At 60.4% G+C, this 15580-nt stretch carries 15 protein-coding genes; 7 read left to right on the top strand and 8 right to left on the bottom strand.

The features are described from left to right. Positions 1-168: 168 nt before the first annotated feature. Entirely contained in the window at positions 169-537 is a 369-nt protein-coding gene (locus tag BHC62_RS02885; protein ID WP_029292124.1) for a PilZ domain-containing protein, read from the top strand. 89 nt (positions 538-626) lie between these two features. Here BHC62_RS02885 and radA read toward each other — a convergent pair whose 3' ends face one another. The 3 genes from radA to BHC62_RS02900 all read right to left on the bottom strand — a co-directional run bounded on the left by radA (position 627) and on the right by BHC62_RS02900 (position 4239). Beyond that, the gene (gene radA / locus BHC62_RS02890; RefSeq protein ID WP_029292126.1) at positions 627-1994 is read right to left on the bottom strand and encodes a DNA repair protein RadA; all 1368 of its coding nucleotides are present in this window, start codon (positions 1992-1994) and stop codon (positions 627-629) included. A 35-nt stretch (positions 1995-2029) separates the two neighbouring features. Continuing rightward, positions 2030-2560: an ankyrin repeat domain-containing protein gene (locus BHC62_RS02895; protein WP_029292128.1), complete on the bottom strand. Its 531-nt coding sequence runs from the start codon at positions 2558-2560 to the stop codon at positions 2030-2032. Positions 2561-2697: 137 nt separating this feature from the next. Beyond that, a complete protein-coding gene (locus BHC62_RS02900; RefSeq protein WP_029292130.1) occupies positions 2698-4239 on the bottom strand; it encodes a catalase in 1542 nt (513 codons plus the stop codon). 287 nt (positions 4240-4526) lie between these two features. Here BHC62_RS02900 and mscL point away from each other — a divergent pair, with 287 nt between their 5' ends. After that, positions 4527-4943, top strand: coding sequence for a large-conductance mechanosensitive channel protein MscL (gene mscL / locus BHC62_RS02905; RefSeq protein ID WP_029292131.1), 417 nt, complete (start codon positions 4527-4529; stop codon positions 4941-4943). A 59-nt stretch (positions 4944-5002) separates the two neighbouring features. Here mscL and BHC62_RS02910 read toward each other — a convergent pair whose 3' ends face one another. After that, positions 5003-5779, bottom strand: coding sequence for a ferredoxin--NADP reductase (locus BHC62_RS02910; RefSeq protein WP_070994162.1), 777 nt, complete (start codon positions 5777-5779; stop codon positions 5003-5005). Positions 5780-6208: 429 nt separating this feature from the next. Here BHC62_RS02910 and BHC62_RS02915 point away from each other — a divergent pair, with 429 nt between their 5' ends. Together BHC62_RS02915 and BHC62_RS02920 are read left to right on the top strand one after the other, a co-directional pair. Continuing rightward, complete coding sequence (locus BHC62_RS02915; RefSeq protein WP_070994163.1) at positions 6209-6919, top strand: LuxR family transcriptional regulator; 711 nt, start codon at positions 6209-6211, stop codon at positions 6917-6919. Positions 6920-7084: 165 nt separating this feature from the next. Then, the gene (locus tag BHC62_RS02920; protein ID WP_070994164.1) at positions 7085-8209 is read left to right on the top strand and encodes a methyltransferase; all 1125 of its coding nucleotides are present in this window, start codon (positions 7085-7087) and stop codon (positions 8207-8209) included. A 48-nt stretch (positions 8210-8257) separates the two neighbouring features. Here the strand turns inward: BHC62_RS02920 and BHC62_RS02925 are convergent, their stop codons facing one another. From BHC62_RS02925 to BHC62_RS02935, 3 genes are read right to left on the bottom strand one after another with little or no spacing between them, the layout of a single operon-like run. Beyond that, positions 8258-8425 (bottom strand): DUF2474 domain-containing protein, encoded by a 168-nt coding sequence (locus BHC62_RS02925; protein WP_065942821.1) that lies wholly within the window; start codon positions 8423-8425, stop codon positions 8258-8260. A gap of 12 nt (positions 8426-8437) precedes the next feature. Next, positions 8438-9445, bottom strand: coding sequence for a cytochrome d ubiquinol oxidase subunit II (gene cydB / locus BHC62_RS02930; protein WP_070994165.1), 1008 nt, complete (start codon positions 9443-9445; stop codon positions 8438-8440). Between the two features lie 3 nt (positions 9446-9448). Then, on the bottom strand, positions 9449-10888 hold the full coding sequence (locus tag BHC62_RS02935) for a cytochrome ubiquinol oxidase subunit I (protein WP_070994166.1): 1440 nt from the start codon (positions 10886-10888) through the stop codon (positions 9449-9451). A gap of 343 nt (positions 10889-11231) precedes the next feature. Here BHC62_RS02935 and BHC62_RS02940 point away from each other — a divergent pair, with 343 nt between their 5' ends. Further along, positions 11232-12464 (top strand): MFS transporter, encoded by a 1233-nt coding sequence (locus BHC62_RS02940; RefSeq protein ID WP_070994167.1) that lies wholly within the window; start codon positions 11232-11234, stop codon positions 12462-12464. Positions 12465-12503: 39 nt separating this feature from the next. Here BHC62_RS02940 and BHC62_RS02945 read toward each other — a convergent pair whose 3' ends face one another. Continuing rightward, entirely contained in the window at positions 12504-12950 is a 447-nt protein-coding gene (locus tag BHC62_RS02945) for a DUF4879 domain-containing protein (RefSeq protein ID WP_070994168.1), read from the bottom strand. 211 nt (positions 12951-13161) lie between these two features. Here BHC62_RS02945 and BHC62_RS02950 point away from each other — a divergent pair, with 211 nt between their 5' ends. Further along, entirely contained in the window at positions 13162-14457 is a 1296-nt protein-coding gene (locus BHC62_RS02950) for an NCS2 family permease (protein WP_029292147.1), read from the top strand. Further along, complete coding sequence (gene trmA, locus BHC62_RS02955; RefSeq protein WP_029292149.1) at positions 14454-15533, top strand: tRNA (uridine(54)-C5)-methyltransferase TrmA; 1080 nt, start codon at positions 14454-14456, stop codon at positions 15531-15533. The genes BHC62_RS02950 and trmA overlap by 4 nt, the downstream gene beginning before the upstream one ends. Positions 15534-15580: the final 47 nt, after the last annotated feature.

A 15580-nucleotide genomic window follows, 5' to 3' on the forward strand; every position in this document is an offset into this window, starting at 1 on the left:
TATTCCAGCCAGGTTGGACAGAAAGACAGCCATCCGGAGTTTAGCGCGCTGCGCCCTAAAGACCAGCCCCCTACGTTGGTCTAGAGCCTTGCCGGGGCGAAAAAAACAGAAATAAATGCCCGATAATGGCGCAAGGCTACAATCCCTGTACCTACAGAGGGTTTCATCATGAGCGACCAGCCGTCAGATCGCCGCCGTTTTCGGCGGATTGCCTTCGATGCCAGGACCGAACTCAAGCAGAACGGCCAGCAATGGCCGGTGCAACTGGTGGATTTATCGCTCAAGGGGCTGCTGGTGCAAAAGCCCGCGCCGTGGTTGGGCAAGGGTGATGAGCCGTTTGACGTGGACATTCACCTGGACGCCCAGACCGACGTCAGCATGCAGGTGCGGCTGACCCATGATGACCAGGGGCAACTGGGGTTTGTCTGTGAGCATATCGATCTGGACTCGATCAGCCATTTGCGCAGGTTGATCGAGCTGAATCTGGGGGATGAGGAGGAATTGCATCGGGAGCTGGGCGAGTTGCTGAACATTTGACCTTTGCCGGCGATGGCGGCGTGTCAGTCAGGGATGTAGCGACTGATTCGACGTCATCGCTGGCAAGCCAGCACCTACAGGGTTTTGGGTTATTCGAACAAGGCGTCCAGGGCCTGCTCCAGACGCGTCACCGCAATCACCTGCAACCCCGGTGGCGCCTCCTTCGGTGCATTGCCCTTGGGCACGATGGCACGCTTGAAGCCATGCTTGGCCGCTTCCTTCAGACGCTCCTGGCCGCTGGGCACCGGACGCACTTCGCCCGACAAGCCCACCTCACCAAATACCAGCAGGTCATGGGGCAACGGCCGATTGCGCAGGCTGGACATCACCGCCGCCATCAACGCCAGGTCCGACGCGGTTTCCAGCACCTTTACACCGCCGACCACGTTGAGGAACACGTCCTGGTCATGGGTCGGAATCCCGCCGTGGCGATGCAGCACCGCCAGCAGCATCGCCAGGCGGTTCTGATCCAGGCCCAGGGTCACGCGGCGCGGGTTGGCCAGGTGGCTGTCGTCCACCAGGGCCTGGACTTCCACGAGCATCGGCCGGGTGCCCTCCCACGTTGCCATTACCACACTGCCCGGTACTTCTTCCTGGGCGCGGGTCAGAAAGATCGCCGAGGGGTTGGAGACTTCTTTGAGCCCCCGGTCCGTCATGGCGAACACACCCAGCTCGTTGACCGCACCAAAACGGTTTTTCACCGCGCGCAACAGGCGCAGGCGCCCATCGGACTCGCCCTCGAAATACAGCACCGTATCGACCATATGCTCCAGCACCCGCGGGCCGGCCAACGCGCCTTCCTTGGTGACATGACCCACCAGGAAAATCGCCGTACCGCTTTGCTTGGCATAGCGCACCAGCAACGCCGCGCTCTCCCGCACCTGGGACACCCCACCCGGCGCCGATTGCAGCTGCTCGGTGAAGATCGTCTGGATCGAGTCGATCACCATCACCTTGGGTTTTTCCACACGGGCGGTGGCGATGATGCTTTCGATACAGGTCTCGGTCATGACCCGCAACTGGTCCTGGGGCAGGCCCAGGCGACGGGCGCGCATGGCCACTTGCTGCTGGGATTCTTCGCCGGTGACATACAAGGCCGGCATACGGCTGGCGATGCTGCACAGGGTTTGCAGGAGGATGGTCGATTTGCCGATCCCCGGATCGCCGCCGATCAACACCACCGAGCCGTCCACCAGGCCGCCACCGAGCACTCGGTCAAGCTCGCCGGAAGCGGTAGAAAAGCGCGGGATTTCTTCGACGCTGACTTCAGCCAGGGTCTTGATCTGGGCTTGCTGGCCGGTCCAGCCTGCGCGACCGGTGGGCGCTGCGGCGCCGCCACTTTCGATCATGGTTTCAGTGAGGGTGTTCCACGCTCCGCATTCGCCACACTGGCCCGCCCATTTGGGAAAGGTCGCGCCGCACTCCGTGCAGCCGTACATGCGCTTGGCCTTTGCCATCTGAGAACCTCCAACCGAAAAACCGCGATGATAGCTCAGCGCGGCGGCGCGGTACGGATTTCACCGTTGGCCAATCGTGTAGCGCTGTTGCCCAGCGGGTCCTCGGCGTTCAGGTCGGCGCCCTGGGCCTTGAGTGCATCGAGCAGTTCCACGCGCTTGAACAGCCCGGCGTACATGGCCGCCGTCTGTCCGGCACCGTTGCGTTGGTCAGGGTTGCAGGCGGTGCCCAGCAAACGCCGGGCAATGCTCAGCTCACCCTTGAAAATCGCCCCCATCAACGCCGTGTTGCCGCGTTTGTCCTGCACGCAAGCATCGGCACCCGCCGCCAGCAGTTGCTCCACGGCCGGTCCCTGCCCGTGATAGGCGGCCAGGATCAGCGCGGTGTAGCCCTTGTCATCGACGGTATTCAGGGAATAGCCGGACTCGATAAAGGTGTTGAGCATCTCCACATCGCCACGCCGGGCGGCGTCGAAGTAGTAGTCCTGCAATTGCGCCTTGAGGGCCTGCGGGTCGGCCAATACGCTCAAGGACCAGCAGGCCAAAAGCGCTCCAATAAAGCTACGCATAAGCGACATCCTCCAAGGCTCCTGTGGGAACGAGCTTGTTCGCGAAAAACGTAAGGGCACCGCGTTAATCCTGAATGTACGCGGTGCCTTTGAGAGCTTCTCGAGCAAGCCCGCTCCTACAGAAGTGGGTATTAAGATCAGTCGTTCAGTTTTTCAGCCAATGCCTTGACCCGCGCCAGATCACCCTTGGCCACTTTGGCCACGCCAGTGCCATATTCCGGGTCGGCCTTGTACAGGAACGACAGGATAATGTGCTTGCTGACGTCATCCGTGGTCGCCAGGGAGCCACCGAAGTTGTCGATCAAGTCCTGGCGCTCCTTCTTGCTGAAGGAGCGGTACAAGTCGCCTGCCTGCTTGAAGTTCTGCTCACGCTGGATCTTCGCCTGCTGGGTGCTGCCGGCCAGGGGCATCTGGCTGTAGCGCGCACTTTGCGGCTCTTCCCGCGGTTCCAGGCGGCTTGGCTGGTAGTTCACGCCGCTGCTGGTCTTGCCGAAGTTCATCGTGCCGTCCTGGTTACCGTTGTTGACGGTGACCCGTGGTGCGTTGATCGGCAATTGCAGGGCATTGGCGCCCAGGCGGTACATTTGCGTATCCGCATAGGAGAACACTCGGCCTTGCAGCAGGCGATCTTCCGACGGCTCGATACCCGGCACCAGGTTCGCCGGGGCCATGGCCACTTGCTCGGTTTCCTGGAAGACGTTGGCCGGGTTGCGGTTTAGCACCATCTGCCCGACTTTGCGCTGGGGAACGTCGGGCCAGATCTTAGTGGCGTCCAGAGGATCGAAATCAAACTTGGCCAGTTCTTCCGGCTTGAGCACTTGTACGTACAGATCCCACTTGGGGAAGTCGCCCTTGTTGATATGGGTGACTAGGTCGTTAGTCATATGGCTGTAGTCACGGCCCTGGACCTCGACAACTTGTTTTGGATCCAGGTTCTTGATGCCCTGCAGGCTCTTCCAATGGAACTTGACGTAGTGCACTTCACCCTTGGCATTGATCAACTTGTAGGCATGTACGCCATTACCATCCATCTCGCGGTAACTGGCCGGGGTGCCGGAGTCCGAATACAACTCGGTGAGTGTGCGGGTGGACTCGGGAACATGGGAGAAGAAGTCAAAACGACGGGAGTCGTCATCCAGGTTAGTGCGTGGGTCAGGTTTGAACGCATGCACCATGTCCGGGAACTTGATGGCATCGCGAATAAAGAACGTCGGGAAATTATTACCTACCAGGTCCCAGTTACCTTCGGCGGTATAGAACTTGGTGGCGAAGCCGCGAGGGTCGCGCAGGGTTTCCGGGGAATGGTTGCCGTGGACTACGGCAGAAAACCGGACGAATACCGGCGTGGCCTCACCTGCGGCAAATACTTTGGCCTTGGTCAGGTCGCTGAGGTTATCGGTGACGGTGAAGGTGCCGTGGGCACCAGTGCCACGGGCATGCACCACACGCTCGGGGATGCGCTCACGGTCAAAGCGTTGCAGCTTCTGGATCAGTTGAACGTCCTGCAGCAGGACCGGGCCGTTGGCGCCGGCGGTCTGCGAGTTCTGGTTGTCGCCCACTGCCGCGCCGTTATCGCGCGTCAAGTTGGCGGCGCTGACCGACAGCGATAATAGGCTGGTACTGGCAATCAACAGCAGATTGCGCGCAGCAATAGACCTGCGGCTAATAAGGTTTTTCATCATGCAATCCTCTGGTTTTTTTAATGCACTTTTACAAGTGCTCGCCAGAGGCTAGTGATCCTGGCGCCAGAAGATAAATAGAAAACTCACACCAGCCCGATTGAGAAAATAGTGTGGTAAACCACTGAAATGGCGGGTATTTCGCGCGCGATTGGTGGCACTTTGCAAACTATTTGCGTTTTAATGTGTCGATTACAACGAACAGTGTTAACAGTTGTGTCGAGCAAGTCACTGCAGACTGACTTACACTGAGTTCCTCTCCTCTCAACTGTAACAAGGAATAACCTATGGGCGTGATCAGTGAGTTCAAGGCCTTCGCGGTCAAAGGTAATGTGGTCGACATGGCGGTCGGTATTATCATCGGCGCTGCCTTCGGCAAAATTGTTTCGTCCTTTGTAGGCGACGTGGTGATGCCTCCTATCGGTCTGCTGATCGGTGGTGTGGATTTCGGTGATCTGGCGGTAACGCTCAAGGCCGCCCAGGGCGATGTCCCAGCAGTGGTCCTGGCCTACGGCAAATTCATCCAGAGCGTGATTGACTTCGTGATCGTCGCGTTCGCGATCTTCATGGGCGTCAAGGCCATCAACCGCCTCAAGCGTGAAGAAGCCGCCGCGCCAAGCCTGCCGCCGGTGCCGACCAAGGAAGAAGAACTGCTGGGCGAGATCCGCGACCTGCTCAAGGCTCAGAACAACAAGCCCCTGTAGCCGACCTGCAACACCTGTCGGCCACTGAAAAAAGGCGCCTCTGATCGGGCGCCTTTTTGCTACCAGTAGTTTTCTACCGCCACCTGCCCTGGCCGACGCGTCAGGCTCAATTGCATATCGCGCTGTTTAAGCAATTGCCGGGTGTCGTCGATCATCTGTGGGTTGCCGCAAATCATCACCCGCGAATGCTCTGGCGTCAGGGCCACACCCGCCGCACGTTCCAGCTCACCATTTTCGATCAGGGTGGTGATACGCCCGTTCAATGCGCCCGGGTGCTGCTCACGGGTCACGATGGGCAGGTAGGTGAGTTTATGGGCGTACTCCTTAAGGTACTCACGCTCGCCCAACTGCTGGATCAGTGTCTGGTAGGCCAGCTCGCGAGCCTCCCGGGCGCTGTAGACCAGAATGATGCGCTCGAATTTTTCCCAGACTTCAAAGTCCTGCAGGATCGACAGAAACGGCGCAATACCGGTGCCGGTCCCCAGCAACCACAGGTCCCGGCCATCGACAAACCGGTCCAGGGTCAGGAAGCCCGTGGCTTGGCGCTCCACCAGCAGTTCGTCGCCGGCACGCAAGCGGCTCAGCTCACTGGTGAACTCTCCGCCGGGCACCACAATCGAGAAGAACTCCAGGAACTCATCGAAGGGCGACGACACCACCGAGTAGGCGCGCCACACCAGGCTGCCATCGGGTTTGGTCACACCCAGGCGGACAAACTGCCCGGCGACGAAACGAAACCCCGGGTCGCGGGTGGTCCGCAGGGTAAACAGACTGAGGGTCAATGACTGCACATTGACCAGGGTCTGGCGTGTGAATTTTTCAGCACTGGCCGTCATAGCGGGCTCCGGGCGACAGGTAACCCCTAGTGTCGCCCAAAGTGGCGCCGGCAAACACCGTTGGTTTGTAGTGACATCCGCCCGGCCGGCGACAACCGGCATGTATCACTGCTGTAACGGTACTTGAGTAATAGCTCTAATTGCGCAAACTAAACTATTTGGCGATTAACCAGGCCCCTTGACTGCACATCTAAACAGCCACTGTTGAGCGCGCAGTTAATGGCAAGTGGCTAACCCTCTAAAAGAGAAGGAAAATCGTCTACCGCAAGAAAACGTAGCCAGTTGCCCATCTCGCAATCCGACTAAAAAGCATGGCGCTAAGTACGAAAATTCCCATGCCCACCTTAGAAGCTGTCCTACACTCGATCGATACCGGTTATGGGGACCCGCGTTACGAAGTGTCAGTGTGCGACTCATGGAGAGTTACCGATGGTCAAATGGCGCAACACACGTCTACCCAAGCTAGAGGGCGAGGATGAGGTGAATACGATGTTCGAGGCGGCTCTGAACATTACCTATGAGCTGGGTTTTGAGTACTGTGGTTATGTAATGGGTTCCAATGCTCTTTACCGCCCCAATAAGAACGTTCGTATCAACAACTATCCAGATGAATGGAACAACATCTACAAGACAGAGAATTACTTCGAAATGGATCCCTTGGTCGGCCATTGCAAACGCGATGTCTTGCCGATCGTCTGGGACGAAAAAACCTTCGCTGCAGTGCCGGACATGTGGGTTCACGCACAAGCCCATGGCTTGAACCATGGCTGGGCCCAGTCAGTGCATGACTTCCGTGGTCTTTTCAGCATGATCAGCCTGGGCCGCAGCAAGGGTGCGGTGAAAGCCCATGAGCTTTACGAAAAGGCCGGCCAGGTCCTGTGGATATGCCATGCACTGCATACCGTTGCCGTCCAGTCCTATACCCAGGAGCCGTCTTTCCAGAAGCCCAGCAAACTTACCAGCCGTGAGACCGAGATTCTGCAATGGTCAGCCATGGGCAAGACAGCTGCCGATATTGCGACGATTCTGTGCCTGTCAGAACGCACCGTCGGCTTTCATATCAGCAGTTCGATGAAAAAACTGGGCGTCACCAACAAGATTGCTGCCGTATTTACCGCAGTCAGACAAGGCCTTTTTTAAACGCAACCGGCACGAGTCCCCTGAAAACACTGAATGTATTCCCTTTGAAAAAAACGTAACATTTACGGCCAGTTCTGGGTGATGACGCCGCCCGCGTCGCAGTCCACTCAGAAGGTTCCTCGCCCCGCGAGGAACACCCGCCGATTAGCCAGAGTTCCCCCCGCCATGCCCCTGCTCGATAGCCCCTTCGCCCAACTCGACCTGATCCGCCAGCCCGAGCAGCCAAATGAGCCGCTGCAAGCATTCGATGCGGCAGACGAATACCTGCTTGCCCACTTGGCCGAGCAGCAACCGGCCAGCAATACCCGGGTGCTGGTGCTCAATGACAGCTTTGGCGCGCTGGCAGCCAGCCTTGAGGGGCATGTGCACGTCACCAGCAGTGGCGACTCGTTTTTGGGCAACCAGGCCTTGCAGAAAAACCTGATACGCAATGGCAAGGCCTTCGATGCCCTGTCGCTCGTGCCTGCCAGCCAGGCATTCAGCGGGCCCTTCGACCGCGTCCTGATCCGGGTACCAAAAACCCTGGCGCTGTTGGAAGAACAGTTGATCCGTCTGCAAGGCCAATTGGCGCCCGGCGCCGAAGTGATCGCTGGCGCGATGGTCAAGCATCTGCCCCGGGCCGCCGGTGAACTGCTGGAGCGTTACATCGGCCCGATGCACGCCTCGCTGGCGGTAAAAAAGGCCCGGTTGCTGATCGCCACCCCGGCCGATCGACCGTTGGCCGTATCCCCCTACCCCACGCGCTATCGCCTCGACGCCCCGGCCATCGAGTTGCTCAACCACGCCAATGTGTTCTGCCGCGAAGGCCTGGACATCGGCACCCGCGCCTTCCTCCCGCACCTGCCGCAAAACCTGGGCAGCGCCCGGGTGGCGGACCTGGGTTGCGGCAACGGAGTACTGGCCATTGCCAGCGCCCTGCAAAACCCAGAGGCGCAGTACACCTTGGTCGACGAGTCCTATATGGCCGTGCAATCAGCGACCGAGAACTGGCAGGCCGCACTGGGCGAGCGGGCAGTGACCATTCGCCCCGGCGACGGCCTGGCGGACCAGGAACCGCAATCCCTGGACGTGGTGCTGTGCAACCCGCCGTTCCACCAACAACAGGTAGTGGGCGACTTCCTCGCCTGGCGCATGTTCCAGCAAGCCCGCGAAGCGCTGGTGGTCGGTGGCGCCTTGTACATCGTCGGCAACCGCCACCTGGGCTATCACAGCAAACTGGCGCGGTTGTTCCGCGGTGTGGAGCAGGTGGCAGCGACGCCAAAGTTCGTGATTCTCAAGGCCCGCAAATAATCCCAGGCAAAAAAAACCCTCCACAAGGAGGGTCAAAAGCGTGGGATATCAGTGAGTGCTCAGGCCTGCAGCGTTCATAAACATGCGCATCAGGCTGGCCACCACGAACAGGGCCAGGACGCTGCCGGTCCAGATCATCGCCAGCCAACCCAGGCGCTGCCAGAGCGGCTTTTTCTCGGCCTGTTCGATGTCATCCAGTGAAGGTTTACCGCTCATGGTGCAAGCCTCCTAGTGATAGCCGTCTTCATGGGTCACCTTGCCGCGGAACACGTAATAGCTCCAGAAGGTGTAGCCCAGGATGAATGGGATGATGAACAGCGTACCCACCAGCATGAAGCCCTGGCTTTGTGGCGGTGCGGCAGCGTCCCAGATCGAGACCGACGGCGGGATGATGTTTGGCCACAGGCTGATACCCAGGCCGCTATAGCCCAGGAAGATCAGCACCAACGTCAACAGGAACGGCGCGTAATGGGCATTGCGGGCCACGGCGCGCACCAGGGCGTACATGGTCACCAACACCAGGATCGGCACCGGCAGGAACCAGAACAGGTTCGGCAGGGTGAACCAGCGCGAGGCGATGTCCGGGTGGGCCAGGGGCGTCCAGATGCTGACAATGCCAATCACCGCCAACACTACAAACGCCAGGGGCCGCGCCAGGTTGTGCATCTGCTCCTGCAACTTGCCTTCGGTCTTCATGATCAGCCAGGTGCAGCCCAGCAGCGCATAAGCCACGATCAAGGCCACACCGCAAAACAAAGCAAACGGGGAGAACCAGTCCAATGAACCGCCAGCGAACTGGCGGTCGACCACTGGAATGCCTTCAATGAATGCCCCCAGCGCCACACCCTGGAAGAAGGTCGCCGCGAGCGAGCCACCGAGAAACGCCTTGTCCCACAGGTGGCGCTTGTCATCCTTGGCCTTGAAGCGGAACTCAAAGGCCACGCCACGGAAGATCAGGCCGATCAGCATCAGGATCAGCGGCAGGTACAGCGCCGAGAGCACCACCGAGTAGGCCAGCGGGAACGCGCCGAACAACGCCGCGCCCCCCAGTACCAGCCAGGTCTCGTTGCCGTCCCACACGGGGGCGACGGTGTTCATCATCACGTCACGGTCAGTCTTGCCCGGGATAAAGGGGAAGAGAATGCCGATCCCCAGGTCAAAGCCATCCATGACCACGTACATCATGATGCCGAAGATGATGATCACGGCCCAGATCAGCGGAAGATCAATACCCATGACTCAATTCCCCTTGTTCAGAGTGTCGCCGTGATCGGCGTCGCCGCTGTCATCGGCCGCCGACAATGGACGCGCCGGGGTGCGTTGCTGACCGGGGCCACCGTGGGCCGGCTCGGTGCTTTCGTGGGTGACCGGGCCTTTGCGCACCAGGCGCATCATGTAGCCCAGGCCCGCGCCGAACAGGGCGAAGTACACCACCACAAACAGCGCCAGGGTGATGCTCATCTGCACCACGCTGTGGTTGGAGGAGGCATCCGCCGTGCGCATCAAGCCGTAGACCACCCAGGGCTGGCGCCCGATTTCGGTGGTGAACCAGCCGGCCAGGATCGCAATCAACCCCGACGGGCCCATCCACAGCGCCAGATAGAGGAACGGTTTGTTGGTGTACATCCTGTCGCCCTTGCGCAGCCAGAGGCCGAACAGGCCGGTGAAGATCATCAGCATGCCCAGGCCGACCATGATGCGGAACGACCAGAACACGATGGTCGAATTGGCGCGGTCCTCGGGCGGGAACTCCTTGAGGGCCGGCACTTGCTTGTCCAGGGAATGGGTGAGGATCAGGCTGCCCAGGTAGGGGATTTCCACCTTGTACTTGGTTCGCTCCTCCTTCATGTCCGGCCAGCCGAACAGGATCAGCGGGGTCGGTTCATTCCCAATATTTTCCCAATGGCCTTCAATCGCGGCAATTTTTGCCGGCTGATGCTTGAGGGTGTTGAGGCCGTGGAAGTCACCGATCACCGCCTGGATCGGCGCGACGATCAGCGCCATCCACATTGCCATCGACAGCATGGTGCGGATCGCCGGGTTGTCCTTGCCCCGCAACAAGTGCCAGGCCGCCGAGGAACCGACGAAGAACGCGGTGGCGACAAACGCCGCCGTGGCCATGTGCGCCAGGCGATAGGGGAACGAGGGGTTGAAGATCACTGCCAGCCAATCGGTGGGGATCACTCGGCCATCGATGATTTCAAAGCCTTGCGGTGTCTGCATCCAGCTGTTGGACGCGAGGATCCAGAAGGTCGAGATCAACGTACCGACGGCCACCATCACCGTGGCAAAGAAGTGCAACTTGCGCCCGACCTTGTTCCAGCCGAACAGCATCACCCCCAGAAAGCCCGCTTCGAGGAAGAATGCGGTGAGCACTTCATAGGTCAGCAAGGGCCCCGTGACGGAACCGGCGAAGTCCGAGAAGCGGCTCCAGTTGGTGCCGAACTGATAAGCCATGACCAGGCCCGAGACCACACCCATGCCGAAGTTGACGGCAAAGATCTTCGACCAGAAGTGGTAGAGGTCACGGTAGGTATCGTTGTGGGTCTTGAGCCACAGGCCTTCCAGCACCGCGAGGTAACTGGCCAGGCCAATGGTGATGGCCGGGAACAGGATATGGAACGAGATGGTGAATGCGAATTGAATTCGGGCGAGATCTAGCGCCTCCAAACCGAACATAAGTCTTCCTCTGTCAGGTAATACCGGCTGCTGGCTGGGGGCCTGCACCCACTGCCCCCACGGATATGGAGTGTGGCGAATTGCAATTCGTTCTTTTTTTACCAACCACGTAGGGATTCTGGCCTTCTGGCCGCCACACCAACGCTCCAATCAGCATTGATCTGGATCAAGCAACGATGAAAGAGTAGTCCCATTTTCCGGCTTGGACTGTGTGGTCTTTTGCCGCGTGACAGGATGACTCAGCGAAATAGATGCCTTGCTAAGGATATTTCCTTTGCAGCAACTATTTGTTACAGCTTGATGCTAATCTCGGCGCTTCCCAGGTTCAGTCCAGTGCTTGCCGATGCCCAGTGAAACCCCGCTGCTGTTACGTCATCACCGCCCGTTTATTGCGTTTTGGCTGGCCCGGATCTTTACCGCCAGTGGCTTCCAGATGCTCACGGTGGCCATCGGCTGGAACCTCTACCAACTGACCGGCAATGTGCTGGACCTGGGGTTGGTGGGCCTGGTGGAGTTTGTGCCGCGGGTGCTGTTCATGCTGCACACCGGGCATGTGGCCGATCGCTACGAACGACGCAGAGTCGCCGCCATCTGCCAGACGCTGCAGGCGTTAATCGCCCTGGCGCTGGTCGTTGGCAGCCTGACGGACAATGTCACCCGCGAGATGATTTTTATCCTGGCCTTCCTGCTGGGCGCGGCCCGCTCCTTCGAGCTGCCCACCACCCAGGCCCTGCTGCCAAGCATCGTGCCCACTGCCCTGTTCCCACGGGCGGTGGCGGCGGCGCAGTCAGCCCAGCAATCGGCAACCATCGTCGCGCCGGCACTGGGCGGCCTGCTCTATGCCTTCGGCAGCGCATGGGTGTATGGCCCGACGGTATTGCTGTACCTGATTGCCTGCCTGCTGACCCTCAACCTGCCCGCCCGGCAGACCCCACTGAACAAGGGCAAGGCGACGCTGGATTCGTTGCTGGCGGGGATCCGCTTTATCCGCAGCCGCCCGGACATCCTCGGGGCGATTTCCCTGGACCTGTTTGCGGTGCTGCTGGGCGGCGCCACGGCGTTGTTGCCGGTGTTCGCCAAGGACATCCTGCTGACCGGCCCCTGGGGCTTGGGGCTGCTGCGTTCGGCGCCAGCGGTGGGCGCGCTGCTGATGTCGTTGTGGCTGGCGCGGTTTGCCGTGGACCGGCATGTGGGCCGCGTGATGTTTACTGCCGTCGGGGTGTTTGGCGTGGCGACGATTGCCTTTGGCCTGTCCACCTCGTTCTGGTTCTCGTTGGCCGTGCTGGTGGTGCTGGGGGCGGCGGACATGATCAGCATGGTGATCCGCGCCTCATTCGTGCAACTGGAAACCCCCGATGAAATGCGTGGGCGGGTCAGTGCAGTCAATGGCTTGTTTATCGGCGCGTCCAATCAGTTGGGCGAGTTCGAGTCCGGCGTCACCGCCCACTGGCTGGGCACGGTGCCCGCCGTGGTGCTGGGCGGGGTCGGCACGCTGGTGGTGACCGGGGTGTGGATCAAGCTGTTCCCGACGCTGGCCAAGCGGGACCGCATGCATACCCCGGCCGAAACGCCCTGAACCTGTAAGAGCCGGCTTGCCGGCTCTTACAGGGGGTCATCATTGGATGCGCAACTGAGTCTTCAGGGTATTGCGCGGCACATTGATCGACGTGTTGCTGTACTCGAACCAGCCCGCGGCGCGGATATCCACGTCAAATACATAGATGTAGCCCATCAACGTGCCAGCGCCATTGCAGGCCTGGCTGATGGAGCCCACCTGGCAAATCGCCGTCTTTTGCCCCGCAAGCCGCGCCCCATCAAAGGTGGCGATGGCGTTATTGCCCAGCCCCACTTCCATCACCGAGACCCGCGTCGGCCCGCGGTGCTGGCACTGCCGGGTGCTGTCGACGCCTTCGGCGACGGACTCCTTGCACGCCTGGGATTGCACCTGGAACACCCGCACCTCGCTCAAGGCCGGTGCAGGCGCGCCCCACGCCGGTGCCGCCGCCAGCCACAGGCCAATGCAGGCGAACGGAGCTAGACTCCACACGATGGCTTTTTTCATGCTTTGGATGACCCCGGACTGAACGTCGACGGAGTATGCCTCAAGGCCACACTCAACAAAACCGAGGCCGGGCGCCACAGGCCGTCGACCTGCTGGTATGATGCGCCGCTTTTTCCGATCCTCTGTAGAAAACACGCGGCGCTTGGCGCAGTTTGTGCTTTGACTTTGAGGTCAACAAATCACGGCGCCAAGCGCGCCACAGGGAGCAGGCATGCTGGAAAAGCTGTTTCAACTCAAGGCACACAACACCAACGTGCGTACCGAGATTCTGGCCGGTATCACGACATTCCTGGCCATGGCCTACATCCTGTTCGTCAACCCGAGCATCCTCGGCGAGACCGGTATGGACAAGGGTGCGCTGTTTGTCGCCACCTGCCTGGCAGCGGCCATCGGCTCGACGATCATGGGCCTGATCGCCAACTACCCGATTGCCCTGGCACCGGGCATGGGCCTGAACGCCTTCTTTACCTACACCGTAGTGCTGCATCTGGGGCATACCTGGCAAGTGGCGCTCGGCGCGGTGTTTATCTCCGCCGTGCTGTTTTTCCTGCTGTCGATCTTCCGCATCCGCGAGTGGATCATCAATGCGATCCCCCTGCCCCTGCGTTCGGCAATTGCCGCTGGTATCGGCCTGTTCCTGGCGCTGATCGCCCTGCATAACGCCGGGATCGTGGTCAGCAACCCGGCGACCATGCTGGGCATGGGCGACCTGGCCAAACCTGCACCGATCCTGGCCACCCTGGGCTTTTTCCTGATCGTGGCCCTGGAAGCCCTGAAGGTGCGCGGCGCGGTGTTGATCGGCATCCTTGCGGTGACCGTCGCGGCCATCGCGCTCGGCGTGACCCCATTCGGCGGCGTAGTTTCGATGCCTCCGTCCCTGGCCCCGACCTTCCTGCAACTGGATATCGCCGGCGCCCTCGACGTAGGCTTGATCAGCGTGATCTTCGCCTTTCTGTTCGTTGATCTGTTCGACAACTCCGGCACCCTGATCGGCGTCGCCAAGCGCGCTGGCCTGATGGGCAAGGACGGGCACATGCCGAAAATGGGACGCGCCCTGATCGCCGACAGCACCGCGGCCATGGCCGGTTCGCTGCTGGGCACCTCGACCACCACCAGCTACATCGAGTCTGCTGCTGGCGTGAGCGCTGGTGGCCGCACTGGCCTGACCGCCATCGTGGTGGCGATCATGTTCCTGCTGGCGCTGTTCTTCTCGCCACTGGCGGCCAGCGTCCCGGCGTTTGCCACCGCTCCCGCGCTGCTGTTTGTCGCGGTGCTGATGACCTCGGGCCTGGCGGAAATCGACTGGGACGATATTACTGTTGCCGCACCGGTGGTGATCACCGCCCTGGCGATGCCCTTCACTTACTCCATCGCCAATGGCATCGCCTTCGGCTTCATCGCCTGGACCGGTATCAAGCTGCTTACGGGCCGCTACCGTGAACTCAACCCAGCGCTGGTGATCCTGTCGATCCTGTTCGTGATCAAGCTAGGCTGGTTCCCCGCATGACTTTTGACGCAGCAAGTTACGCCCTGCAACTGCAAGAAAAGGTCACGCGCTTGCGTGACCTGCTCGCGCCGTTCGACGCGCCCGAGCCGCAGGTGTTCGATTCGCCCCTGCAGAACTTCCGCCTGCGCGCCGAGTTCCGCCTGTGGCGCGAAGACGGCCAGCGCCACTACGCGATGTTTTCCCAGGACGACAAGCGCACGCCGATCCTGATCGAAGAATTCCCCATCGCCAGCTTGCGTATCAACCAGTTGATGCCGCAACTCAAGGCCGCCTGGCAAGCCAGCGCCGCCCTGAGCCACAAGCTGTTCCAGGTGGAGTTCCTCACCACCCTGGCCGGCGACGCGATGATCACTCTGTGCTATCACCGCCCGCTGGACGAGCATTGGCACACCGCTGCCAACAAGCTGGCGGCCGACCTGAACGTCAGCATCATCGGCCGCTCCAAGGGCAAGCGCGATGTGATTGGCCACGACTACGTGGTCGAGAAACTCGCTGTCGGCGGTCGCACCTTCAGCTATCGCCAGCCCGAAGGCGCCTTCACCCAGCCCAACGGTACGGTGAACCAGAAGATGCTCAACTGGGCCTATGACGCCCTGGGCGATCGCAGTGATGACCTGCTGGAGTTGTATTGCGGTAACGGCAACTTCACCCTGCCCCTGGCGACCCGCGTGCGCAAGGTGCTGGCCACCGAGATCAGCAAGACGTCGGTCAATGCTGCCTTGAGCAATCTCGATGAAAACGCGGTGGATAACGTGACCCTGGTACGCCTGTCCGCCGAAGAACTGACCGAAGCCCTGAACGAAGTGCGGCCGTTCCGACGCCTGCACGGTATCGACCTCAAGAGCTACGAGTTTGGCAGCGTCTTCGTCGACCCGCCCCGTGCCGGCATGGACCCGGACACCTGCGAGTTGACCCGGCGCTTCGAGAACATCCTGTACATCTCCTGCAACCCGGAAACGTTGGCGGCGAACATTGCACAACTGCACGACACCCACCGCATCACCCGCTGCGCGATGTTCGACCAGTTCCCGTGGACCCACCATATGGAATCGGGCGTGCTGCTGACCCGGCGCTAACCCTTTAGGCCATAGCAGATCCAAAAATGTGGGAGCGGGCTTGCCCG

Origin of the sequence: Pseudomonas sp. 06C 126 (genome assembly GCF_001855215.1) — a bacterium.
In the GTDB taxonomy this organism is placed as follows: Bacteria; Pseudomonadota; Gammaproteobacteria; order Pseudomonadales; family Pseudomonadaceae; genus Aquipseudomonas; species Aquipseudomonas proteolytica.